The organism is Burkholderia vietnamiensis LMG 10929 (genome assembly GCF_000959445.1).
Lineage (GTDB): Bacteria > Pseudomonadota > Gammaproteobacteria > Burkholderiales > Burkholderiaceae > Burkholderia > Burkholderia vietnamiensis.
The window spans coordinates 958,827-982,456 of sequence record NZ_CP009630.1 but is presented as its reverse complement, the minus strand read 5'-3'; the positions used below and the strand labels follow the sequence as shown (position 1 = coordinate 982,456).

Annotated in this window: 18 protein-coding genes and 1 riboswitch; of the genes, 10 read left to right on the top strand and 8 right to left on the bottom strand. The window is 67.3% G+C overall.

The window, feature by feature from the left end; genetic code table 11:
- The first annotated feature begins 582 nt into the window (after nt 1–582).
- The gene (locus tag AK36_RS04490; protein ID WP_034195090.1) at nt 583–2,247 is read left to right on the top strand and encodes an acid phosphatase; all 1,665 of its coding nucleotides are present in this window, start codon (nt 583–585) and stop codon (nt 2,245–2,247) included.
- 166 nt (nt 2,248–2,413) lie between these two features.
- Here the strand turns inward: AK36_RS04490 and AK36_RS04485 are convergent, their stop codons facing one another.
- A complete protein-coding gene (locus AK36_RS04485) occupies nt 2,414–4,279 on the bottom strand; it encodes a phosphoenolpyruvate carboxykinase (GTP) (protein WP_045577954.1) in 1,866 nt (621 codons plus the stop codon).
- A gap of 680 nt (nt 4,280–4,959) precedes the next feature.
- Nucleotides 4,960–6,546 (bottom strand): isocitrate lyase, encoded by a 1,587-nt coding sequence (locus tag AK36_RS04480; protein WP_011882280.1) that lies wholly within the window; start codon nt 6,544–6,546, stop codon nt 4,960–4,962.
- Between the two features lie 396 nt (nt 6,547–6,942).
- Between AK36_RS04480 and AK36_RS04475 the strand changes: the two genes are divergently transcribed.
- From AK36_RS04475 to AK36_RS04460, 4 genes are all read left to right on the top strand, one after another.
- Nucleotides 6,943–7,464, top strand: coding sequence for a YbaK/prolyl-tRNA synthetase associated domain-containing protein (locus tag AK36_RS04475; RefSeq protein ID WP_011882281.1), 522 nt, complete (start codon nt 6,943–6,945; stop codon nt 7,462–7,464).
- Nucleotides 7,461–8,099, top strand: coding sequence for a helix-turn-helix transcriptional regulator (locus AK36_RS04470; protein ID WP_045577953.1), 639 nt, complete (start codon nt 7,461–7,463; stop codon nt 8,097–8,099). The genes AK36_RS04475 and AK36_RS04470 overlap by 4 nt, the downstream gene beginning before the upstream one ends.
- Before the next feature lie 45 nt (nt 8,100–8,144).
- Entirely contained in the window at nt 8,145–9,122 is a 978-nt protein-coding gene (locus tag AK36_RS04465) for a threo-3-hydroxy-L-aspartate ammonia-lyase (RefSeq protein ID WP_011882283.1), read from the top strand.
- Nucleotides 9,123–9,349: 227 nt separating this feature from the next.
- Nucleotides 9,350–9,542: riboswitch (cobalamin riboswitch) on the top strand.
- Nucleotides 9,543–9,752: 210 nt separating this feature from the next.
- On the top strand, nt 9,753–11,681 hold the full coding sequence (locus tag AK36_RS04460; protein WP_045577952.1) for a TonB-dependent receptor domain-containing protein: 1,929 nt from the start codon (nt 9,753–9,755) through the stop codon (nt 11,679–11,681).
- An 88-nt stretch (nt 11,682–11,769) separates the two neighbouring features.
- Here the strand turns inward: AK36_RS04460 and AK36_RS04455 are convergent, their stop codons facing one another.
- Entirely contained in the window at nt 11,770–12,408 is a 639-nt protein-coding gene (locus AK36_RS04455; protein WP_045577951.1) for a LysE family translocator, read from the bottom strand.
- A 115-nt stretch (nt 12,409–12,523) separates the two neighbouring features.
- Here AK36_RS04455 and AK36_RS04450 point away from each other — a divergent pair, with 115 nt between their 5' ends.
- Nucleotides 12,524–12,988 (top strand): Lrp/AsnC family transcriptional regulator, encoded by a 465-nt coding sequence (locus AK36_RS04450; protein WP_034195093.1) that lies wholly within the window; start codon nt 12,524–12,526, stop codon nt 12,986–12,988.
- A 97-nt stretch (nt 12,989–13,085) separates the two neighbouring features.
- On the opposite strand, the gene AK36_RS04445 is transcribed toward AK36_RS04450, so the two are convergent.
- Nucleotides 13,086–13,877, bottom strand: a complete 792-nt coding sequence (locus AK36_RS04445) for a DUF2182 domain-containing protein (protein WP_011882298.1) — start codon at nt 13,875–13,877, stop codon at nt 13,086–13,088.
- Nucleotides 13,874–14,518 carry a DUF1326 domain-containing protein gene (locus AK36_RS04440; RefSeq protein ID WP_011882299.1) on the bottom strand — a complete coding sequence of 215 codons (645 nt, stop codon included), beginning with the start codon at nt 14,516–14,518 and terminating at the stop codon, nt 13,874–13,876. Before AK36_RS04440 ends, AK36_RS04445 begins: the two co-directional genes overlap by 4 nt.
- A 278-nt stretch (nt 14,519–14,796) precedes the next feature.
- Between AK36_RS04440 and AK36_RS04435 the strand changes: the two genes are divergently transcribed.
- Complete coding sequence (locus AK36_RS04435) at nt 14,797–15,960, top strand: MFS transporter (RefSeq protein WP_045577950.1); 1,164 nt, start codon at nt 14,797–14,799, stop codon at nt 15,958–15,960.
- Between the two features lie 20 nt (nt 15,961–15,980).
- Here AK36_RS04435 and AK36_RS04430 read toward each other — a convergent pair whose 3' ends face one another.
- Nucleotides 15,981–16,229: a hypothetical protein gene (locus tag AK36_RS04430; protein ID WP_045577949.1), complete on the bottom strand. Its 249-nt coding sequence runs from the start codon at nt 16,227–16,229 to the stop codon at nt 15,981–15,983.
- Between the two features lie 395 nt (nt 16,230–16,624).
- Here AK36_RS04430 and AK36_RS04425 point away from each other — a divergent pair, with 395 nt between their 5' ends.
- Entirely contained in the window at nt 16,625–18,013 is a 1,389-nt protein-coding gene (locus AK36_RS04425) for an MFS transporter (RefSeq protein ID WP_045577948.1), read from the top strand.
- A 277-nt stretch (nt 18,014–18,290) separates the two neighbouring features.
- Here the strand turns inward: AK36_RS04425 and infA are convergent, their stop codons facing one another.
- Together infA and AK36_RS04415 are read right to left on the bottom strand one after the other, a co-directional pair.
- The gene (gene infA / locus AK36_RS04420) at nt 18,291–18,554 is read right to left on the bottom strand and encodes a translation initiation factor IF-1 (RefSeq protein ID WP_011882303.1); all 264 of its coding nucleotides are present in this window, start codon (nt 18,552–18,554) and stop codon (nt 18,291–18,293) included.
- Nucleotides 18,555–19,015: 461 nt separating this feature from the next.
- On the bottom strand, nt 19,016–19,219 hold the full coding sequence (locus AK36_RS04415) for a cold-shock protein (RefSeq protein WP_011882304.1): 204 nt from the start codon (nt 19,217–19,219) through the stop codon (nt 19,016–19,018).
- A 462-nt stretch (nt 19,220–19,681) separates the two neighbouring features.
- Between AK36_RS04415 and AK36_RS04410 the strand changes: the two genes are divergently transcribed.
- A complete protein-coding gene (locus AK36_RS04410; protein WP_011882305.1) occupies nt 19,682–20,761 on the top strand; it encodes a linear amide C-N hydrolase in 1,080 nt (359 codons plus the stop codon).
- Between the two features lie 1,112 nt (nt 20,762–21,873).
- Nucleotides 21,874–23,262: a DHA2 family efflux MFS transporter permease subunit gene (locus AK36_RS04405; protein WP_045578418.1), complete on the top strand. Its 1,389-nt coding sequence runs from the start codon at nt 21,874–21,876 to the stop codon at nt 23,260–23,262.
- Nucleotides 23,263–23,630 lie beyond the last annotated feature (368 nt).

The window sequence follows — 23,630 nt, the reverse complement described above, 5'->3', positions numbered from 1 at the left end:
TCTATGCGGCCGCTGCGTCCTGACTGACGATCGCGGGCGAGGTGCGATTGCGCATCGCATCGCATCGCATCGCATCGCATCGTTCGCGCGCGACAGCACCGACGCCGCGAACGTTCCGCCGTGATCCGCAATTCTGCGTAGTCCGGTCCTGTCGAAGGCGTTTCTTCAGATCGTATCGATCAGTCGCATCGCGCATCCGGCCGCGCACGCGTGCGCGCCATTCGCAAAACGCGAGCAGCCACGCAGACAAAAATGCCACCGCGCCCGCATCTCGCCACGTCGCTCAATCGGATGAATGACGCAGCGCACCACAAGCGGATGTTGCTCGCACGAACCGCCCTGCCACCCCACCACCCTCGATTCCCGCCCCCGCGCCCATCGTCGCGCATAGCTCCGACAAATCCCTTTCATCGCCCCAGCCGACCGCGCTATAGTCGCGTGCATGACATTTTCGTGACAGCGCGAAGCTTACCGCCGTGAGCCCGCACGACGCCGGCTCTCGTGCACCTGCGCGCGCGCCAGCACGCACCACCCAGCGCGCCCCACATCGAACGACCATCGCCCATTCGAGGAGACCACGACGTGACCGACACCCCCGACCGCCCCGACGATCTTCCCGTTGATGCCGAGCGCCGCCGTGTGCTCGGTGGCCTCGCCACGCTCGGTGCGGGCGTCGCGCTAGGCGGCTGCGAGATCACGTCGGGACGTGCGCCGCGCACGGCCGCCGACCTGCAGCTCGACGAAACACTGCGCCGACACGTGCGTCACATCGTCGTGATCTTTGCCGAGAACCGCAGCTTCGCGAATCTGTACGGCGATTTCCCGGGCGTGCAGTATCCGCTGAGCGCGGTGAAGCCCGAGCAGGCACAGCAACTCGACCGCGACGGTAAGACGCCGCTGCCCGTGCTCCCGAAAATCTGGGGCGGGCTCGTGCCGCAGGCGCAGGAAGTCGACGGCAAGCGTTACGTGATCGCCGAACGCGACATCGACAAGCTGCCGAACGCGCCGTTCCGGCTCGCCGATGCGCAAGGCAAGCCGCTACCCAACGGCGTGATCACGCGCGACCTGTGGCACCGCTTCTATCAGAACCAGATGCAGATCGCCGGCGGCCGCAACAACCAGTTCGCCGCATGGGCCGATTCGGGCGGCCTCGTGATGGGCCACTACCGCAACTCCGCCGACACGCTGCGCCTGTGGAACCTCGCGCGGCAGTACACGCTGTGCGACAACTTCTTCATGGCGGCATTCGGCGGATCGTGGCTCAACCACATGTTCCTGATTTCCGCGCAGCCGCCGGTCTACCCCGACGCACACAAGCATCCGCAGGCGACGAAGCTGCTGTCGAAGGTGGACGGCGACGATCCGGCCGGCACGCGCCTCGCGCTGGCCGCCAATTCGCCCGCGTCGGCGCTCGACGGCCCGCCGAAGTTCGCAGCCGACGGCGCCCTCACGCCCGACGGCTACGGCGTCAATACGATGGCCCCGCCGTACCAGCCGAGCTACGTGCCGCCTGCGGACCCCGGCAATGCCGCGTATGCGGACCCGGCAGACCATCGCGTGATGCCGCCGCAGGCTCACGCGACGATCGGCGATCGCCTGTCGGAGAAGGACGTCGACTGGGCCTGGTACAGCGGCGCGTGGCAATACGCGCTCGAGCATCGCGACACGGGGAGCGTGCCCGACTTCCAGTATCACCACCAGCCGTTCAACTACTTTGCGAACTACGCGCCGGGCACCGATGCGCGCCGCAAGCATCTGCGCGACGCGGGCGTCGGCGACGATCCTTCGACCAATCACTTCCTCGCCGCGGTCGACGCGGGCAAGCTGCCGGCCGTGACGTTCTACAAGCCGCAAGGCAACCTCAACATGCACGCCGGCTACGCGGACGTCGAATCGGGCGATCGCCACATCGCGAACGTGATCGAGCACATCCGCCGTAGCCCGCAGTGGGCGAACACGGTGATCGTAATGACGCACGACGAGAACGGCGGCTGGTGGGATCACGTCGCGCCGCCGGTGGGCGATCGCTGGGGGCCGGGCTCGCGGATTCCCGCGCTGGTGATCTCGCCGTTCGCGAAGAAGGGCCACGTCGATCACACGATGTACGACACGAACTCGATCCTGCGCTTCATCGGCCGCGTGCATGGGCTCGCGCCGCTCGACGGCGTCGCCGCGCGCGACCGTGCGTTCGCCTCGCGCGGCGCGCCGCCGCCGGGCGATCTGACGAACGCGCTCGATTTCGGTTGACGGCCCACTGAGGTTCGTCGAAGCGACGACGTGCGGCTTGCGACCGGTGTAGCAGCCGCACGATGCAGTGCGATGCCGCGCGTCGACGCACGGGCAGCGCGCACCAACGAAAACGTCCCGCGCCGGCAACGCATGCCGGCGCGGCACGTCATGCAGACACCGCGCTTCAGTTGCCGATACGCTGCTCGATCTTCTTCATCGTCTCCGTCAGCTCGGCGGGCAGGCGCAACTTCAGCGTTTCGAACAGCGCGGCGTGCAGCTTCAGCTCGTCGCGCCACTCGGCTGCGTCGATCGACGTCGCCGCATCGAACTGCTCGCGCGTGAAGTCGAGCCCGTCCCAGTGCAGGTCGTCATACGCGGGCGTCACGCCGAACACGTGATCCTCGCCGCCGCCGTTGCCTTCGAGGCGCTCGATCATCCACCTCAGCACGCGCATGTTCTCGCCGAAGCCCGGCCACACGAACTTGCCGTTCGCGTCCTTGCGGAACCAGTTCACGCAGTAGATCTTCGGCAGCGTCGCGCCGCTCGCTTCGAGCTGCTTGCCGAGCTTCAGCCAGTGCGCAAAGTAATCGCTCATGTTGTAGCCGCAGAACGGCAGCATCGCGAACGGATCGCGTCGCACGACGCCTTGCTGGCCCGCCGCCGCCGCAGTCGTTTCCGAGCCCATCGTCGCGGCCATGTATACGCCTTCGATCCAGTCGCGCGCTTCGGTCACGAGCGGCACGGTCGTCGAACGGCGCCCGCCGAAGATGAACGCGTCGATCGCCACGCCGGCCGGATCTTCCCAGTCCGCGTCGATCGACGGGCATTGCGACGCAGGCGCGGTGAAGCGCGAGTTCGGGTGCGCCGCCTTGCGGCCCGTTTCCTTGCCGAGCTCGGGCGTCCACGCGTTGCCCTGCCAGTCGATCAGCTTCGCGGGCGGCGTGTCGGTCAGCCCCTCCCACCACACGTCGCCGTCCTCGGTCAGCGCGACGTTCGTGAAGATGACGTTCTCCGTCAGCGTCGAGATCGCATTCGGATTCGTCTTCACGCCGGTGCCCGGCGCGACGCCGAAGAAGCCGGCTTCCGGATTGATCGCATACAGGCGGCCGTCGCGACCCGGCTTCAGCCATGCGATGTCGTCGCCGATCGTCGTGACCTTCCAGCCATCGAAGCCCTTCGGCGGAATCAGCATCGCGAAGTTGGTCTTGCCGCACGCGGACGGGAATGCCGCCGCGACGTGATACTTCTTGCCGGCCGGCGACGTCACGCCGAGGATCAGCATGTGTTCGGCGAGCCAGCCCTGGTCGCGGCCCATCGTCGACGCGATGCGCAATGCGAAGCACTTCTTGCCGAGCAGCGCGTTGCCGCCGTAGCCGGAGCCGAAGCTCCAGATCTCGCGCGTCTCGGGAAAATGCACGATGTACTTGACCGGGTTGCACGGCCACGGCACGTCCTGCTGCCCTGCTTCGAGCGGATGACCGACGCTGTGCACGCACGGCACGAACGCGCCGTCCTCGCCGAGCACGTCGTACACGTCGCGCCCCATGCGCGTCATGATCCGCATGTTGGCCACCACGTATGGGCTGTCGGACAGCTCGACACCGACGTGCGCGATCGGCGAGCCGAGCGGGCCCATCGAGAACGGCACCACGTACAGCGTGCGGCCGCGCATCGCGCCGCGAAACAGGCCGTTCAGCGTCTCGCGCATTTCATCCGGCGCGATCCAGTTGTTGGTCGGCCCCACGTCGTCGGGCGAGTCCGTGCAGATGAAGGTGCGATCCTCGACGCGTGCAACGTCCGACGGATCGGATTGCGCGAGATACGAGTTCGGCCGCTTCGCCGGATTCAGACGCTTGAGCGTGCCCTGATCGACCATCGCCTGACACAGCGCGTTGTATTCCTGCTGCGAGCCGTCGCACCACACGACGCGCTCGGGTTCCGTGAGCGCCGCGATGCGCGACACCCAGTCGATCAGCTTGCGATGTTTGACGAATGCCGGAGGAGCGATCAGCGGGCCGTGCGTCGCTTCGGCCAATGAGTTTTGCGACATGGGGGTGTCTCCAGATTATTGGACGGGGATACAGGATGCGGGGCGAGCCCGCGAGATCGGGATTGCGGTGGGCGTGCAGACTGAAGCGACACGCAGCGCGCGACGCGCGAGCGGAGCGCGCGTCGATGCCGCGATGCGGGCGAGCGTATGTGAACTATCTGAACGATCGCGTGAGTGTACGAACGCGAGTTTCGCCATGCGAACAACCTGCCGTCCAACTCCATGCAGGCCAGCATACCATCGCCGATATTGCGCGGGCGTTGCGTTGCAACAAGAAACAACCGTGACGATGGGTCGGGCATGTCGCTTGCAGAGGGGTTGTTTTTACTGGTTCGCTGCATGCTCCGCGCGGACGAAACGGCCCGGCGCTTTGCAGTGCAAGGGTTGCGCGCCAGCGGCAATTTTGGTCGGCGCCTCGCGTGGCCCACGTACGCAAGCGCACGTTGCGCGGATCCGTGTTTTCGCTACTCAGGCAAACCCTGAATCAGGTTGCGCACACAAACATCTGTTGCGAGCGCGCTGCCTACGCACCGCTCAAAACCGCGCTTTCTGCAATTCGGGCGAACACGTGCGACGGCCGCTACGACGGTGAGCTGCGACTGCCTCACGACCGAGCGCGACTGAAAAAAAACGCCAACCCGTGAACAACGGGTTGGCGTCGTGTGCCGCGGCTATGACGATTACGAGAACTGGTTCATCGTGTTGTCCTTGCCCGCTGCCTTCAGCGCGGCTTCACCGCTGAAGTATTCCTTGTGATCGTCGCCGATGTCCGAACCCGACATGTTCTGGTGCTTCACGCACGCGATGCCCTGGCGGATTTCCTTGCGCTGCACGCCGGCCACGTAGCCGAGCATGCCTTGTTCGCCGAAGTATTCCTTCGCGAGGTTGTCGGTCGACAATGCGGCCGTGTGGTACGTCGGCAGCGTGATCAGGTGATGGAAGATGCCGGCTTCACGCGACGCATCGGCCTGGAACGTGCGGATCTTGTCGTCCGCGAGCTTCGCCAGTTCGGTGTCGTCGTATTCGACACTCATCAGTTGCGCACGGTCGTATGCCGACACGTCCTTGCCTTCGGCCTTCAGCGCGTCGTACACCTGCTGACGGAAGTTCAGCGTCCAGTTGAACGACGGGCTGTTGTTGTACACCAGCTTCGCGTTCGGGATCACCTTGCGGATTTCGTTGACCATGCCGGCGATCTGCGCGATGTGCGGCTTTTCGGTCTCGATCCACAGCAGGTCGGCGCCGTTCTGCAGCGACGTGATGCAATCCAGCACGCAACGTGCTTCACCCGTGCCGGCGCGGAACTGGAACAGGTTGCTCGGCAGGCGCTTCGGACGCAGCAGCTTGCCGTCGCGCTTGATCACGACGTCGCCGTTGCCGAGCTGGTCGCCCGACAGTTCTTCGCAGTCGAGGAACGAGTTGTACTGGTCGCCCAGGTCGCCCGGCGCGTTCGTCACGGCGATCTGCTTGGTCAGGCCGGCGCCGAGCGAGTCGGTGCGCGCGACGATGATGCCGTCATCCACGCCCAGCTCCAGGAATGCGTAGCGGATCGCGCGGATCTTCGCGAGGAAGTCCTCGTGCGGCACCGTGACCTTGCCGTCCTGGTGGCCGCACTGCTTCTCGTCCGACACCTGGTTCTCGATCTGGATGCAGCATGCGCCCGCTTCGATGAACTGCTTGGCCAGCAGATAGGTCGCTTCAGCGTTGCCGAAACCGGCGTCGATGTCGGCGATGATCGGCACGACGTGCGTCACGTGGTTGTCGATCTTTTGCTGGATCGCGGCCTTCGCAGCGGCGTCCTTCGCGGCATCCAGCTCGCGGAACAGGCCGCCGAGCTCACGGGCGTCGGCCTGGCGCAGGAACGTGTACAGCTCGCGGATCAGCGCGCTGACCGACGTCTTTTCGTGCATCGACTGGTCCGGCAGCGGGCCGAACTCCGAGCGCAGCGCAGCGACCATCCAGCCCGACAGGTACAGGTAGCGGCGTTCGGTGCTGTTGAAGTGCTTCTTGATGGAAATCATCTTCTGCTGGCCGATGAAGCCGTGCCAGCAACCGAGCGACTGCGTGTACTTGGACGGATCCGCGTCGTACGCAGCCATGTCGGCGCGCATGATCTTCGCGGTGTACTTGGCGATGTCGAGGCCCGTCTTGAACTTGTTCTGGGCGCGCATGCGAGCGGCATACTCGGGATTGATGGCATTCCACGCGCTGCCGTGGTTTTCCTTCAAGCCAGCCACTGCCTTGATGTCGTCTTGATATTGGGACATGTCAATCTCCTGGGAACGAAGCGCATTTGAGTAAAGGGTTCCGCGTGTCCGCCGCGTCTGACGAAGCGAACTGCATGGACTTAATAGTACCGCTGCACGGCGCGCTTTCGGCCAACTCTTATATAAGACATAAGATATAAATTTCTGTAAATTTTCAATGAGATAGGTCCGAGTTTTTGCGATGCAAAACACTTTTTCAAGGCACGGAAAGACAGGCGGCACGAAAGCGCCCACGCCATTTCGCAACATGAAATGGCCTTTCGGTACACGGTGCGCGCGCCTTGCCTGCCGTGCGCCCAACGCCCTTTTCTGTCTGCGGCGCGACAAAACGTCTATACTTGGATGATTCATCTATTTCGACCGCGCTACGCGCGCACTCTTACGGCCTGCCACGACATGACCGAATACCCCGTCTTCAACGGGCTGTGCGAGCTGCTGACCAGCAACGGTGCGCGGTTCCGCGTGCTCGAGCACCCCGCAGAGGGCAAATCCGACGTGATCGCCGCGATTCGCGGCACGCGTCCCGAACAGGGCGCGAAGGCGATGCTCTGCACGTTCAAGGATGGCGGCGATGCGACCGCGCTAGCAGTGATCCCCGGTCATCTGAAGATCGACTTCCGCAAGGTCGCCGACGCGCTCGGCCGTCGCAAGGCGACGCTGGCGCCGCCGGAGCGCGCGGCCGCCGTCACCGGCTGCGTGATGGGCGCCGTGCCGCCGTTCGTGTTCGACGCGAGCGTGACGCTCGTCGTCGATCCGGCGCTGGTCGAACGCAACGACGCGATCGCGTTCAACGCCGGACGCCTCGACCGCTCGATCGTGCTCGACGCGTCCGATTACGTGCGGATCGCCCGACCGCTGCTCGCCGACATCACGCGTCCCGAGACCACCGACGCACCTGCGCTCGAAGCCGCGCGATGAACCGTTCCCGCCCGACGCCGCAGCTGGAACAGGCATCGCTGATCGAACAGGTGCTGCGCATCGCCGAAGGGCTCGGCGCAATGTTCGCGCCGTTCACCGAGGTCGTCGTGCACGACCTGCGCACGCCCGAGCACGCGATCCTCGCGATCCACAACAACCTGTCGGGCCGCGCGGTCGGCGATCCCGCGACCGAACTCGGCCTCGCGCGCATCGCGGACGACGACTTCCCGCAGGTGCTCGCGAACTACGCGAACCGCTTCGCCGACGGCCGCACCGCGAAAAGCACGTCGATCGGCATCAAGGATTCGAGCGGCCATTACGTGGCCGCGCTGTGCCTGAACGCGGACGTCACGCTGTTCCGCGGCTTCCAGGGGATGCTGAACCAGTTCTGCAGCGTCGAAGGCGCGCCGGTCGCCGACACGCTCGATCCGGCCGGCGCCGACGCGATCCGGCAGCGCATCGATGCGTTCGCGACGCGTCTCGCGTCCACGCCGCGCGAACTGAAGACCGACCAGCGGCGCGAGCTGATGCAGATGCTGAAGGCAGACGGCTTTCTCGAGGTGCGCCGCGCGATGGAAATCGTCGCGCAGCACCTCGGCGTATCGCGCGCCACCGTATACAACGATGCAAAATGACGGGCACGCCCGCCCCGATGATCGCCCTATCGACGAGAGCCACCGATGACCAACCCGACCCTTCCCACCTACGACGACGTCGCGGCCGCCGCCGCGCGCCTGCAGGGCCACGCGCACCGCACGCCCGTGATGACGTCGAGCACGCTCGACGACGCGCTCGGCGCGCAGGTGTTCTTCAAGTGCGAGAACCTGCAGCGCATGGGTGCGTTCAAGTTCCGCGGCGCATTCAACGCGCTGTCGCGCTTCGACGCCACGCAGCGCCGCAACGGCGTGGTCACCTTCTCGTCGGGTAACCACGCGCAGGCGATCGCGCTGTCGGCGCGCATGCTCGGCATCCCGGCGACGATCGTGATGCCGCAGGACGCGCCGGCCGCGAAGATGGCCGCCACGCGCGGCTACGGCGGCAACGTCGTGACCTACGACCGCTATACGGAAGACCGCGAGCAGATCGGCCGCGAGCTGGCGGAGAAGCACGGGCTCACGCTGATCCCGCCGTACGACCATGCGGACGTGATCGCCGGCCAGGGCACGGCGGCGAAGGAGCTGTTCGACGAAGTCGGGCCGCTGGACGCAGTGTTCGCGCCGCTCGGCGGCGGCGGCCTGCTGTCCGGCACCGCGCTCGCGACGCGCGCGCTGTCGCCCCAAGCGAAGCTGTACGGCGTCGAGCCCGAAGCCGGCAACGACGGCCAGCAATCGTTCCGCAGCGGCGCGATCGTGCACATCGACACGCCGCGCACGATCGCCGACGGCGCGCAGACGCAGCATCTGGGCAACCTGACGTTCCAGATCCTGCGGCGCGACGTCGACGACATCCTGACAGCGACCGACGCCGAACTGGTCGACAGCATGCGGTTCTTCGCAACCCGGATGAAGCTCATCGTCGAGCCGACCGGCTGCCTGTCGCTCGCGGCCGCACGCAAGATGAAGGACGAACTCGCGGGCAAGCGCGTCGGCATCGTGATCAGCGGCGGCAACGTCGACCTCGCGAACTTCGCCGCACTGGTTTCCAGTCCCGCCGCATGAAATCGCCGGGGGCGCGCGCTCCCGGCGCAACACCCCACCGCCTCGTTCGAACGACGAGGACGCGCGCGTTCCAGCCTCATATCGCCCCGCCACGGCCAGCCGCTTTCATCAGATCTGAAATGCGCTCCGTCGCGCCCGCGACACGCCATCCGCGAGCATTCGACGCGCGGTGACGTTTTTTCGCACCCCTGCGCGATTCGACGATTGACGTGCCGGCGTGCTCGCCCTTACGCTTGCGCACCGATGGTTCCCGGAGACGGGATCAAAAGGGAACGCAGCAGAGGCCGAGCCTCCAATCTGCGGCTGCCCCCGCAACTGTAAGCGGTGAATCCGCGCCACCACGCGCCACTGGGAAACCGGGAAGGCCGGCGCGGATGACGACCCGCAAGCCAGGAGACCTGCCATCGACCCGAGGTCCAGCAGCCGCACCGGGCGGGGTGTCCCGATGCGCCGGCACCGCCGTTGGCGGTCGCCCCGTTGCATGGACGGCCCCGACCTCTGAACGCTTCGCATGTTCATTCTTACCGCCCTCGCTTCCGCGCCGGAAGCATCGCGCCGCTGCACCGCCTGCGTGCGCGGCGCTGGCTCGCGCGCACGCCGCATCTGCAACACGACCACGCTCGCCGCATCATGAATCTTCGCCACCTTCTCGCCACGTCCGCCGCATCGGCGCTGCTCTGCCCGCTCGCGCATGCGGCCGGCGACACGGCGCCTGCCGAAGCGTCGCCGCCCGCGGCCGGCACGGAGCTGCCGACCATCGCCGTGACCGACACGCGGCGCCTGCCCGAGTCGTTCGACCAGCGCTATGCGACGACGCAGGTGCTCACGCGCGCCGACCTCGAGCGGCTGTCGCCCGGCGAGCCGAGCATCACGCAGGCGCTCGCGACGCTGCCCGGTGTGACGGTGTCGTCCAACGGCGGCCCCGGCTCGTCCGCGTCGGTCAGCATCCGCGGCTCGTCAGCGAGCCAGGTGGCGGTGTTCATCGACGGCATCCCGATCGGCTCGCCGACCACCGGCATCGCGCCATGGGCGGACCTGCCGACCGAAGCGTTCGAGCGCGTCGAGGTGATCTCCGGGCCGGCCGCCGCGTCGTTCGGCGCGAACGCGATGGGCGGCGTCGTGCAATTGTTTACGCGCCGCGCCGCGGGTCAGCCGAACCAGACGAGCGTGTCGTTCGGCGGCGGCTCGAACAAGACCTTCGATACGCAGCTGCGCACGTCCGGCACCGTGCCGTCCACCGGCCCGCTCGCCGCGCTCGGCGGGCTCACCTACTCGCTCGGCCTGCACGACTACAACACCGCCGGCATCGACGCCACGCAGCCCGTGCTGCCGTACCACGAGGCCGGACGCAATCCGTATCACGCGCAGGATCTCGATGCGCGTCTCGGCTATGCACGCGGCAACTGGTCGGTCTCGACGTTCGCGCTGTATCACCGCTCCGACCTGTCCTACGACAACGCAGGCTTCGCGAATCGCCAACTCGACCATCAGCTGACGACCGGCGTCGCGTTCCATCTCGACATCACGCGCGACACGCAGTTCGCGCAGTCGTTCGGTTATGCGAGCGACCGGCAGTTCCTGTATGCGAACGATCCGACCATCCCGACCGACCAGATCGATTCGCAGCGCATCAGCGTGTCGACGTCGCTCACGCATCAGGAGCACGGCTTCCGGCTGTTCGGGCTGCCGCTGTCGGGCGAGACGAAGCTGGCCTACGACTTCACGCGCGAGCAGGCGTTCCTGCCTGCCGACCTGCCGGACGGCATACCGACGCGCAACGACTCGGCGTTTTCGCTGCATCAGTCGGCGACGCTCGGCAGCGTGACGATGTTCGTCGCGGGCCGGCACGAGATCATCATGGGCAAGGCGGTGAACACGGGTAACGTCGCGCTGTCGTGGGCGATCACGCCGGTGTATGCGGCGCGCGTCTCGTACGGCAATGCGTTCCGCCTGCCGTCGTTCAACGACCTGTACTACCCCGGTTACGGCAATCCGAACCTGAACCCCGAACGCAGCGATTCGGTCGAGGCGGCGCTCGATGCGAATACGGCATACGGCACGTTCAGCGCTGCGATTTACGACACGCGCGTCAACAACCTGATCGCGTACAACCCGGCGACGTTCTCGCCGATGAACATCGGCCGCGCGCATATCCGCGGCATCGACCTGTCGTACAAGGGGACGATCGGCCGGTCGACGCCGGTCAGCATCGCGGTGGGCATCCTGAATCCGCAGGACGTGACCAACGAAAGCTGGCTGAGCCGCCGGCCGCGCCAGACCTTCAGCGCGAGCGTCGACCACACGTGGGACGAATTGCGCCTGCATGCGTTGAGTACCGGCGCCACGCTTAGCTACGGCGGCACGACGTTCGACGACCCGGCCAACACGACCTATCTGCCGTCGTACCTGAGCGTGAACCTGCGCGCGTCGTACAAGGTCAACGCGCATCTGACGGTGTCGGCCACGTTGTCGAACCTGTTCGACCGCCAGTACATGACCGCCTACGGCTACAACACGTTGGGCCGCACTGCGTTCGGCAAGATCAGCTATACGTTCTGATCGCGCCGGGTACGGTGCTGGCCCGCGCGGGCGGTGCTGCATCGCGTCCTCGTGCGCAGGCGGTGGCTCGGTCGCGCGGCGATGCGCGTCACGCCCCGGCGACGCCCCGCACGCCGGCGATCAGCTGGATCGCGCCGAATCCCGCGATCACGAGCGCGGACACGCGCGCGAGTGCGTACATGAGCGCCGGCGGCATCCTGGTGCGCAGCGCGGCGCTCGTGCCGCTCAGGCACAGCCACCACGCCGCCGAACCGACGAACACGCCGCCCACCATCATCGCGACCGTCGCGCGCATTCCGCTGTCGTGCGCGCCGGCCAGCGGGCCGAGCGCCGCGAAGATTCCGACGAACGACAGGATCGTCATCGGGTTGGACAGCGTCAGGCCGAAGGTCGTGACGAAATAGCGCAGCACGGTCGTGCGCGGCAGTTCGGCGCGCGCGGCCGGCGCAGGCGCTCCCTGCCGCGCGATGGTCCAGGCCAGCCACATGAGAAACGCGCCGCCGCCGATCTTCAGCACGACGGTCAGCATCGGAAACACGGTGACGACGCCGGCCACACCGAGCGCGCCGAGCAGTCCGTAGAGCGCGTCGGCGCATGCGGCGCCCAGGCCCGTCGCGAACCCCGCTTGAAAGCCCCGGCTCAGGCTGCGCTGGATGCACAGCATGCCGATCGGGCCGACCGGCAGCGCGATCGACAACCCGATCACGACGGACTTGATGAACAGCATGACCGGCTCCTGGCGATGTGTGGTGACTGGAGAAACCATCGTAGGGAAAATCCGATCGCCGCTGAAGCCGGTTTTTAAGGAAAAATGGCGCTTTCACCTTAAAAACTCCGACGCGATGGACGAACTCGACTGGAAGCTGATCGCGCTGCTGCAGGCCAACGGCCGCATCAGCTATACGGAACTCGCGCGGCAGGTTCACCTGTCCGTGCCGGCGGTGACGGAGCGCGTGAAGCGTCTCGAGTCGACCGGTGTGATCGGCGGCTACACGGCGCGCATCGATCCGGCCGCCGCCGGCTATCCGGTCAGCGCGCTGATCGGCATCACCGTGCCGCAGCCGGCGAAGGCGAAATTCCTGAAGCTGCTGGAGACGATCCCCGAGGTGGTCGAGTGCCATCACGTGACCGGCGCCGACTCGTACGTGATGCGCTTCGTCGCGGTCAGCATGGCGCATCTCGAACAGTTGATCGAGCGCGTCAATCTGTATGGGGAAACGCGCACGTCGATCGTGATGTCGACGCCGTTGCCGGCGCGCGGGCTCGCGCGGCCGGCCGTCGCGAGCGATTTTCCGGCGAGGCGGTGAAGCGGTTTCGGCAGGCGTGGGGGAACGTGGGGGCAAGTCGCGCGATGTGAGGTGCGAGATGCGGAAGGCATTGCGCCCACAGCGCCCGCCGCGCGCATCACACCAGCAGCGTCGCGATCGCCCACCCGATCAACACCGCCCCGAGCGCGCGGCCGGCGCGCTCGCCGCCGGGCAGCACCTTTTCGACGAGCACGACGAGCGACAGCGTGACGATCCACACGACGTTCATCACGCCGCCGACGAACAGCAGCGCCATCAACATCCAGCAACAGCCGACGCAATACGCGCCGTGACGCAGGCCGAGCACGAACACGCCCCACATCCCCGGCCGCCAGTGCGTCGCAAGAAAGCGTACGGGCGAGCGGCATTGCCGCAAGCACGCACGCTTGAGCGGCGAGAACTGATACGCGCCGGCCAGCGCCAGCACGATCGCCGAGAGCGCGGCGCTCTTCGACCACAGCATCAGGCCGGAGATCAACCCGGCCGGCTGCAACAGCATCTGCAGCGTCGCCGCTGCGACCGAGAACGCGAACCACGCGGCGAGATAGCCGGCCAACAGGCACGCGGACGACCACGCCGAGCCGTCCCGCCGCCCGCCGCTTTGCCGCAGCACGCGCCGGTACAGCAGCACGAGCGGCACGGCGCCGGGCGTCATCATCGCGATCATCATCACCCACCACATCAGGATCACGGTCGCCGCCGACGGATCCATGCGGCCGATGCCGCCGGCCAGTCGATGCGGAAACAATGCGACCGCCGTCATGTCGAGCGCCGACATGCCGGTCCCCGCGCCGGTCCACAGATAGCCCCAGCAGGCGGCGACGAGCGCGGCCATGCCGAGCAGCGTGACCACGCGCTCGCGCCCGAACAGCTCGTCGACCGGGATCATGCGCTGGCGCGATGCCGGACCACCCCGTGGTTGTTCAGATGCAGCCGCGCGAACTGCGCATAGCTGCGCTCGAGGTCCAGCGCGATGTGCCCGTGCGAGCGGCCGGTGCCCGAGCCGATTTCGGCCAGTTCGTATTCGAAGCCGTGCGGCAGATCGATCCGTGCGCGGTGCTCGGCGCCCGTCACCGGATTGCGGATCGGTTCGCCGACCACGTCGAACACGCCTTCGACACTGATGCGCCCACGGCGCGCATCGACGTCGACGTCGAAATCGATCTTCGCGAAGATCGGCTCGAACGCCTGCTCGAGCGTTGCCGCGAACACCGCGAACATCGTCGCGAACGGATCGGTATCCTGACCGGTCATGATCTTCAGCACGGCGTCGCACTGTGCGGGGCTCGCACGCGCGTCGACGATCGGCTGGCAGCGGCCGCGCCCTTCGTGAATCGGCCCCGGCCACTGAAATACGACCGCGATGCGCACGCCGTCGAGCACCACGTCGCCGTAGTAGCCGCTGTCGATCGCAATCGCACCCATCGCTTCGCAGCGGCCATGGGTCGGCAGCGAATTGAACTGGCAGGGACAACCGTATGAACAATTGCAGTTCATCAGCTCGGTTCCCCGAATCTCCCACGGCGTCATGGCTCACCTCGCGCGGTCGACGGTACGTGATGCTTCGAATCTAGTGCACCGGATAGGCGAAAGCAAAGGACGCGCGAGCCGCACCGCAGCACCGGCCCGACGACGGACGCGCAGCGCGACACATACGTGCCCGGATGCGCCTCGGATACCTGCGCACCATGTCCGACGAATGCCGACGCCCGGCTGCAACGTCGCGAATGCTGGCACCGCGCGGCGTTCCCGGTTCATACTGTCACGCTGTCGACGATCGTCCGACCGTCGCCGTCCAGGATGCCGTCATGCGCGTGCAAAGTGCGTTGCTGTTTCTCATCGGCACCCTGCTCGCCGCGGGCGGCTACGGAGCGACCTTCCTGCTGTCGATGCGGTTTCACGAGATGGGCGGCAGCGATCTCGACACCGGCGCGGCGCTCGCCGCCGCGACCGTCGGCACCTTCGCCGGCCTCGCGGTAGTCGGCTGGTGTGCGCGCCTGCTCGGCGCCGCGCGGCTCGCTGCGCTGTGCGCGCTGTGCATCGGCGCGGGCGTCGCGGGCTTCGCGCTGGTCGGGCGTGTGCCGTACACCGACCTTCCGTCCGGGTTCCTGGTCGGCTTCGGCTGGGGCGCGTTTCACCTCGCCGCACCGATGATGCTGGTCGAGCGGATCGCCAGCGCGGCCCGAACCGAATGGTTCTTTCGGTCGGCGACGTTCCAGATGACCGGCGTCGGCGCAGCGCCGGCTTTCGCGGCATATGCAATGCGCGCACTCCACTGGTCGATCGACGACACGCTCTATGCGGTGGGCGCGCTGTGCGTGCTCGGCGCGCTGCTGCTCGAAGCATTCGGACGCCTGCATCCTCGGCCGCCCGCCGCCGTACGCGGCGGCCGTTGGGTACGCGAACTTCGCGCGATATCGCGCACGCGCGCTGCCGCGCCGATCGCGATGATCGCGCTCGGCACCTGCGTGTTCGCCGGCCTGATGACGTTCCAGATGTCGCTGATGCCGGACCCGCACGCGCGCGCCGGCACATTCTTCAGCGTTTATACGATGGCGGTGTTGACCGCGCGCTGGCTGCTCGGGCGTTGGGCCCGTCACGCAAACGCCGACACCGCGACGAAGAGCCTCCTCGCGATGATGCTGCTCGGTGCGCTCGCGATGTTCGGCGCATCCGCTCACCCGTCGCTCCAGTCGCTCGCCGCGGGGCTGCTCGGCGCGGGATATGGTCTTGCGTATCCGGTGATTCAGGCGCAGGCGCTGGAAGGATGCGCGGCCGAGCAACAGCACGGCGTGCTGACGTGGTTCGTCGCCGCGTACTTCGTCGGCACGTTCGGCTTTCCGTCGATCGGCTGCTGGGTGATGGTTCACGCGGGCAAAGGCGTGTTGCTGATGCTGATCTCGAGCTGCGCGCTCGCCGCGCTGTCGCTCGCGATTCTGCACGACCGGCCGGTCTCGGCGCGCCCGCAGTGAGCGGCCGGAGGACGCGCCGGTTAACCGGCTTTCCTCCGCGCGCGTGCGACGGCGAGCCACGCCATCGCCGCGCCGGCGGTCCATGCGCAGGTCAGCAGCAGGTCGACGTTCATCATCCGTTCGAAGTTCGAGTCGTTCTCGAAGCTGCAACGGCGGCTGCCAAGAAATTCGATGCAACCGCTGACAATCCACTGAACGTGCATGAACACGTGATAAACGGCGAAGGCCGAAGCGATGACGGCGACGCGCAGACGTAAGGTCGTTTTCATTCGGCGCCGGAGGCGGTGGCTGATCTGACGACGATCTTATGACAGCGGCGTCGCGGCTGGCAATCGATCGGAGACGAACGTCTCGATCCGCGTGCACCGCGGCCGTTCGCCATCGGCATATACCCCGAGACGATCTTCGCTCGAACGCGCGACAACTCGGCAACGGTAATGGACGCGTGGCGCGACGCCCTCTCGCAGCGTGGCCTGCAGCCGTGGAAATCGAAGTCGATGCACCGTTTCGTTGGCGCGCGATGCTGCCATGCAGCGACGTGCGGCGGGCACGGCGTTTGCCCGCGTTTGCACACCGTTTTCATGCGCTCCGCACCGGCCTGCTGACACCATGCTGGCAGCAGGCGGTCGCTACGCTCACGTGATTTCCCGTCGAGGAATGTTCCATGCCCGATACCGGAAAACGCACCGCTTCTGCCGGCCGCGTTGCCACGCGCCGCGGCGTGACGCTCGTGACCCTGTGCATCGCCGTGCTGGTCGCGCAGGTCGATACGGCCGTCGTCAATCTCGCGACGCACGCGATCGGCGCGTATTTCCACGCGGGCGTCGGCGCGCTGCAATGGGTCGTCGACAGCTACAACCTCACCTACGCGGTGCTGCTGTTGAGCGGCGGGCTGCTGGCCGACCTTTACGGTCGGCGGCGGATCTTCATCGCGGGCGCGGCGGTGTTTAGCGTCGCGTCGCTGTTGTGCGCGCTCGCACCGTCGGTCGCGGTGCTGATCGCCGCGCGTGCGCTGGCCGGCGTGGGCGCGGCGCTGCTGCTGCCGGCGTCGCTCGCGATCGTTCGCGTCGTGTGGCGCGATCCGGTGGAGCGCGGCCGCGCGCTGGGCGTATGGGCCGCCTGCAACGGCGTGGCGATGGCAATCGGCCCGACCCTCAGCGGCGTGCTGATCCGACATTTCGGATGGCGCAGCATCTTCTCCGTGGTCGTGCCGCTGAGCGTCGCGGCGATTCTGCTCGCGATTCGCGCCGTGCCCGAGTCGTCGGATTCGCGCGGCCGGCACTTCGACGGCGGCGCGCAAGTGACGGGTGCGCTCGCGCTGGGCTCGCTCGCGTATGCGGCGATCGTGTTTCGCGATGCGCGGATCGGCAGCGCGATCGCGGGCTGTGTCGCGATCGCGTCGTTCATCGGCTTCGTCGCGATCGAACGGCGCCACGGCGACGCCGCGCTGGTGCCGCTCGACCTGTTCCGCGCCGGTGCGTTTCGCGGCGCGATCGCCGCGACCACCGGAATGACGTTCGGCATGTACGGCGTACTGTTTCTGCTGCCGTTGATGTGGCAGAGCACCGGCCGCCTCGATTCGACCGGGGCCGGTCTCGCGCTGCTGCCGATGGCGCTGGTGTTCGTCGCCGTGTCGCCGTGCTCGGGGCGCTTGTCGGAACGCATCGGCACACGGACGACGACGGCAGGCGGCGTCGCGGTGATCGCATGCGGGCTCGCGGCGATCGGCGCGTCGGCCGCGTCGCCGCAGCTGCTCGGCGCCGAAATCGGCCTGGCGCTGACAGGGCTCGGGATGGGGATCGCGACAGGCCCGCTGATGACCGTCGCCGTGGGTGCGGTGGACGCGGCGCGCTCGGGCACCGCGAGTGCGCTCGTCAACGTCGCGCGGATGACCGGCGCGACGCTCGGGATCGCGGTGCTCGGCACGCTGTTCGCGGTCGCGCATGGCGGCGTCGCAGGCTTGCGCGTGGCGATGCTGGTCGGCGCCGCGGTGCAGCTTGCGGGCGCGGCCGGATCGGCAATTGCTGTGCGGGGTGTGGAGCGGGCGGCGTGATGCCGTGGAGCGCGTTACGGAGGGTCGCGGCGCCGATATGGCGTGCAGCGCGACCGCGCATGCCGATGAGTGTACGGGGCGACGTCCGCGCGCGGAGCAGCGCGCGACCTGCGGCCCACTACGGCCCACATACGGCCACACGCGGGCATTCGATCGGGTGCACGACGCGAATCGCGCGGCTCGTCCCGCTGCCCGCCTGCGGCCCGGTGGCCCGGCCGCTAGTCGCGACCGGACGTAATTGCGGTCGGAGCAGCGTGGCGCGCCCGACCGTTACGACTTAGCGGCGCGCTTGACCGGCGCGCGGCGGACGCGGCGAATTCGCGTCCTTGTGACGGAAGTTGATGCGCCCCTTCGTCAGGTCGTACACCGACAGTTCCAGCGTGACACGGTCGCCGGCGAGAATGCGGATGTGATTCTTGCGCATGCGCCCCGACGCGTATGCGCCGACCACGACGCCGTTTTCGAGCGTCACACGGTATTTGCTGTCCGGCAGCACTTCGTCGACGATCCCGTCGAGTTCCAGCAGTTCTTCTTTTGCCAAACCAATTCCTCCAGACAAGGTGAATGACCGCGACGGCTGCGCGTTCGTCGGCGCCGTACCCGGTAACGGGACGGCAGCCGGCGGATGCCGGGATTCCAGTCGTTCGGACGGGCGACGCGCCCGTCCTGCAAGCAGAGCCCGGTGCGATGCGATGATCGGGCGGTCGATGGCGGTGATGCGAGCAGCACCGCGCGAAGTCGGGACCGCGCCGCGTGCAGCGTGGCGACGGTCTACTCGGGTTGCAGCACGGCCGCTCGCGACGCGGCGAACGCATCGCGAGGGCATTGGATCGCACGTCGTATCGACATGCGAAGGATGAAGGAAGCACACGACCGATGCATCGCGCGATTTCGCGATGCATCGGTCGTGTGCGTCGAATGCGCAGCACGCCGGCGCGAGCCGGCGTCCGTGCGCGATCCGTGGCGCGGCGGCCGCCCTGGGGCGACCGCTGCCGACACGGCTTACTGCGGCGTGATGCTCGATGCTTGCAGACCCTTCGGGCCGCGCTTCACTTCGTAGCTGACCTTCTGGCCTTCGGCGAGGGTCTTGAAGCCCGTGCCGCGAATTTCCGAGAAATGGGCGAACAGATCGTCGCCGCCGTTATCCGGGGAGATGAAACCAAAGCCCTTGGTTTCGTTGAACCACTTGACGGTACCGGTATCCACAAATACTTCCTTAACACAAATGAAAAGACATGCGCCCGTGACGGGCACAGAAAGAATCAAAGAGGGAGAGACCAACGTGCACCGCACGACATCGCGCGGCCAATGATGAGCAATCGGACTTCTTGAAGACTTCGGCCTCAGACACTACGCGGTAGTGAGCGATACGTCAAGCTCTTTCGGTGAGACCGGCGGGCGAGACGCGTGCTTGCGCGTTGCCCGACAGGCGTCGGCCGCGTGGTGACGCGGGGTACGCGCCTCGCTTTTCGGTGGCAGCGGCGTGCGGGCCCGGGCCGAACGCGCGACGCAACCGCGGCGACTCGCGATCCCGCGCGCGCTGCGCGCGCATCGGCCGCGCGACCACATCGCATCGATTACACTCGTGCCACCCGATGCGCGCCGAATCCGAGCGGCACGCACCGGGCGTCGAGCTTCCCGGGTCTCATAACCACAACAGGAGCCACCATGCGCCGCCCGCTTCGTTCGGTCTTGCCCTGCGTCGTCGCCGCCGCGACGTTTGCCGCCACGTCCGTTTCATCGCCCGCCTGCACGCGGGTCGTGTATCTGGGTGCGGACGACGACGTCATCACGGCCCGCTCGATGGACTGGAAACAGGACATCGCCACGAACCTCTACATCCTGCCGCGCGGCATCGAGCGCAGCGGCGAGGCCGGGCCGAACTCGCTGAAATGGGTGGCCCGATACGGCAGCGTCGTCGCGACGGGCTACGACGTGTCGACCACCGACGGGATGAACGAGAAGGGGCTCGCGGCCGAGTTGCTCTGGCTCGTCGAATCGAAATACCCGGCGTTCGACCGGAATTCCAAACCGGGCCTGACCATTGCGGCATGGGCGCAGTACGTGCTCGACAACTTCGCGACCGTTGCCGAAGCGGTCAGCGCGCTCGAGAAGGAGCCGTTCACGATCGTCACCGACAACGTCCCTGGAGAACAGCGGCTCGCCACCCTGCACCTGTCGATGTCGGACGCCACCGGCGACAGCGCGATCGTCGAATACATCGACGGCCGGCAGGTCATCCATCACGGCCGGCAGTATCAGGTCATGACGAACTCGCCGACGTTCGATGCGCAGCTCGCGCTGAACGCCTACTGGAAGCAGATCGGCGGCACGGTCTGGTTACCGGGGACCAATCGCGCGGCCGACCGGTTTGCGCGCGCGTCGTTTTACATCGACGCGATACCCAAGAGCGAAGATCCGGGCATCGCACTCGCGAGCGTGTTCAGCGTGATCCGCAACGTGTCGGTCCCGTACGGCATCACGACACCGGACGAGCCGAACATCTCGTCGACGCGGTGGCGCACCGTTGCCGACCACAAGCGCATGCTCTATTTCTTCGAATCGGCGCTGACGCCGAACACCTTCTGGATCGATCTCAAGAAAGTCGACTTCGCCGCCGGTGCGCCGGTCAAGCGCCTCGACCTCGGCAAAGAGCAGCGCAATACGTTCAGTGGGGAGGTTTCCGCCGCGTTCCGTCCGGCCAGGCCGTTTCCGTTTCTCGGGCTCGGCGCCGCGCAGGCGCGCTGACACCGCGTCGCACGCGGCTCGACACACGCGGCATGGTCCGCGGCTACCCGCGATGGACTCGCTCACAATACGCGCGAACGGTAACGGCCCGCGTCGGCTCCGTGCTGAGCGCAGCGCTTCGGTTGTGAAGAATCCGCTTTCCGCGCGCGTGCGCCAGCTTCCTCGAAGCGCGCCGACCCGCTGCGTGCAGCGCCATGCGCCACCCGCAGCGGGCCTCCCCGGCACGACATCCCGCAAGCAAGCTTGCTGTTTGACGGAGCGAACCTGTAGCCCGTTCATGTCGCCGATACGACGCAACCTGCGTCCGACACGAACCGCCGCGATCCTGCGGCTCGATCCGATACCCCGATATTTCGATGTCGTTTTGCGCCGCTCCCGCGATTCGTCGTTGCCATCTGTCGCGGTGTCGAGCGGCACGGGCATCATCGCAAGGCACGTGCCAGACGGCGCAGACCGTTGCGGCGCAAGCATCGCCGTTGGGCGTAGGCTGTCGTTCGGCAGCGCAGCCGATGGAAATGTTGCAGGAACGCATCCGTTTCCGGCCAGTCACGGGCGGCGGCGCGGTGCAGCGGCCGTGGCTCGTACTGCAACGCGCAAGGACAAGCTCGCGCGGCAGCATTCGTCGGGGAAAAGCGTTTCATCGATGTGACAACGGGCGATGGCTCGGGGCGAAGCGGAAACGAATCGCGCGGACGATGCGCACGCAACCAGTCTGCGGGAAACGAATCGGCATGCACGGGTGCGCATCCGGTGCCAGGCCCGCCCGTCGGAGCGACGCAGATCCGGCATTGCCGAAGTGAGGCTGCGGGTCTGGCTTGCGCGTCCGACGTCCCCTCGCGCCCGCGCACGTCGTGCGCTCTACGCGTGCCGGCCCGCAACCGCGCGGCGGCCGGCGACGATCAGATCGTCCACCACCGCGCATGCCGCGAACCGCACGGCGCGATCGACCAGCATCCACCCGGCGCTCATGTGCACCGCATGATCGCCGCGGCTTTCCGGCGCCGTCCGGAATCGGTACCATCGTGGTCTCGTCAACCGGCGCACGCGCCGACGTGCGCCCGCCGCGGCCCCGCAACCTGCGCGTCGCCGGCCATCGCTCGCCCAATTCCTTCATGTCCCGCGAACCCTCACACGCCGCGCTGCTGTGGATCGTCGCCGCCGCGTTCTTCATGCAGTCGCTCGACACGACGATCGTCAACACCGCCCTGCCGTCGATCGCGCACAGCCTGCACGCATCGCCGCTGGCGATGCAGCCGGTCGTGGTCGCGTACACGCTGACGATGGCGATGCTCACGCCCGCGTCGGGCTGGCTCGCCGACCGGTTCGGCACGCGACGCGTGTTCTCGGTCGCGATCCTGATGTTCTCGCTCGCATCGGTCGCCTGCGCCGCGTCGCACTCGCTCGGTCAGCTCGTGCTCGCACGCGCCGTGCAAGGCGTCGGCGGCTCGATGCTGCTGCCGATCGGGCGGCTCGCCGTGTTGCGGCGCGTGCCGGGCGAGCGGTACGTCGCGGCGATCGCGTTCGTGTCGACCGCCGGGCAGCTCGGGCCGATCGTCGGGCCGACGCTCGGCGGCTGGCTCACGCAGGCGATCTCATGGCACTGGGTGTTCATCGTCAACGTACCGGTCGGCATGCTCGGCTTCGTCATGGTGCAGCGCTTTCTGCCGCACGATCGGGCGGCCCGGCCGCCGCGCTTCGACTTCGCCGGCTGTGCGCTGCTGTCGGCCGCGATGATCGCGCTGTCGCTCGCGATCGATCCGCCGATGGCCGCACACCGCGCCGCGTGGGCCGCCGGCCTTGCCGCGCTCGGCGCGGCGAGCGCGCTCGCCTATCTGCCGCATGCGCGCCGCCGCGCGCAGCCGCTGTTCCGGCTCGGCCTGTTTCGCGAGCCGAATTTCGGCGCGGGGCTGCTCGGCAACCTGCTGTGCCGGATCGGCACGAGCGCGGTGCCGTTCATGCTGCCGCTGCTGATGCAGGTGCAGCTCGGCTACACGCCGCTGCAGTCGGGCACGATGATGTTGCCGGCCGCGATCGCCGGCGTGATCGCGAAGCGATGGATCGCGCCGCTCGCGAAACGGTTCGGCTATTCGGCATTCCTCGTCGTGAACACGGCAATCGTCGGCACGGCGATCGCCGGATTCGCGCTGGTGTGCGCGCGGCCGGCGCCGGCGCTGGAGATCGCGCTGCTGATCGTGTTCGGCGCGGCCAACTCGATGCAGTTCGCCGCGATGAACGCGGTGACGCTCAAGGGGTTGTCGCACGCCGACGCGAGCAGCGGCAACAGCCTGTTCACGATGATGCAGATGCTCGCGATGGCGCTCGGCGTGTCGATCGGCGGCGGGCTGGTGAACCTGTTCGCGCGGCAATCGGGCGCGATGGCGAGCGGTTTCATGCTGTCGTTCGTCTGCATGGGCGCGGTTACGCTGCTGTCGTCGGTCGTGTTCCGTCGCATCGACGCCGGCGCGTCGCCGACGCCCGCCGCATCGCGGCCGTCCGCGTGAGCGACGGCGCGGCTGAGTCGTGCCGCAAATGGTCAGCGGCGCAGCCGGCTTCGGCGTCGCAAGACGTCGGTTCGCACGACGATCTGGCCGCCTATCGCGCGTTCCGGCTCGCCCCCGAGCCAAAGCGAGCGCAGCCGTTCATCGCACGCCAGAACGTAATGAAATTGACGGCTTAATGAAAGGCGTCGCAGCACCGTCCATCTGCGGAAGTGACCGAATCGACCGACGCGACCGCACCGCCGTCCAACGCTGCAAGCGGGCAAATTGATCGCGACGCCGCCGTTGAACCTCCGGCGACCGGCACGCGCGACGCTGCCATCCGAAGCATCCCGTCCACGTGTCGAAAGTCGTCTGTCACACCGCGGCAA

Bases quoted from the DNA above. Each gene is read 5' to 3' on its own strand.
- AK36_RS04460 (WP_045577952.1), top strand. From the start codon at position 9,753: ATGAATCTTCGCCACCTTCTCGCCACGTCCGCCGCATCGGCGCTGCTC.
- AK36_RS04450 (WP_034195093.1), top strand. From the start codon at position 12,524: ATGGACGAACTCGACTGGAAGCTGATCGCGCTGCTGCAGGCCAACGGC.
- AK36_RS04480 (WP_011882280.1), bottom strand. From the start codon at position 6,546: ATGTCCCAATATCAAGACGACATCAAGGCAGTGGCTGGCTTGAAGGAA.
- AK36_RS04405 (WP_045578418.1), top strand. From the start codon at position 21,874: ATGTCCCGCGAACCCTCACACGCCGCGCTGCTGTGGATCGTCGCCGCC.
- AK36_RS04445 (WP_011882298.1), bottom strand. From the start codon at position 13,877: ATGATCCCGGTCGACGAGCTGTTCGGGCGCGAGCGCGTGGTCACGCTG.
- AK36_RS04435 (WP_045577950.1), top strand. From the start codon at position 14,797: ATGCGCGTGCAAAGTGCGTTGCTGTTTCTCATCGGCACCCTGCTCGCC.
- AK36_RS04440 (WP_011882299.1), bottom strand. From the start codon at position 14,518: ATGACGCCGTGGGAGATTCGGGGAACCGAGCTGATGAACTGCAATTGT.
- AK36_RS04430 (WP_045577949.1), bottom strand. From the start codon at position 16,229: ATGAAAACGACCTTACGTCTGCGCGTCGCCGTCATCGCTTCGGCCTTC.
- AK36_RS04455 (WP_045577951.1), bottom strand. From the start codon at position 12,408: ATGCTGTTCATCAAGTCCGTCGTGATCGGGTTGTCGATCGCGCTGCCG.
- AK36_RS04485 (WP_045577954.1), bottom strand. From the start codon at position 4,279: ATGTCGCAAAACTCATTGGCCGAAGCGACGCACGGCCCGCTGATCGCT.
- AK36_RS04410 (WP_011882305.1), top strand. From the start codon at position 19,682: ATGCGCCGCCCGCTTCGTTCGGTCTTGCCCTGCGTCGTCGCCGCCGCG.
- AK36_RS04425 (WP_045577948.1), top strand. From the start codon at position 16,625: ATGCCCGATACCGGAAAACGCACCGCTTCTGCCGGCCGCGTTGCCACG.
- AK36_RS04465 (WP_011882283.1), top strand. From the start codon at position 8,145: ATGACCAACCCGACCCTTCCCACCTACGACGACGTCGCGGCCGCCGCC.
- AK36_RS04475 (WP_011882281.1), top strand. From the start codon at position 6,943: ATGACCGAATACCCCGTCTTCAACGGGCTGTGCGAGCTGCTGACCAGC.
- AK36_RS04470 (WP_045577953.1), top strand. From the start codon at position 7,461: ATGAACCGTTCCCGCCCGACGCCGCAGCTGGAACAGGCATCGCTGATC.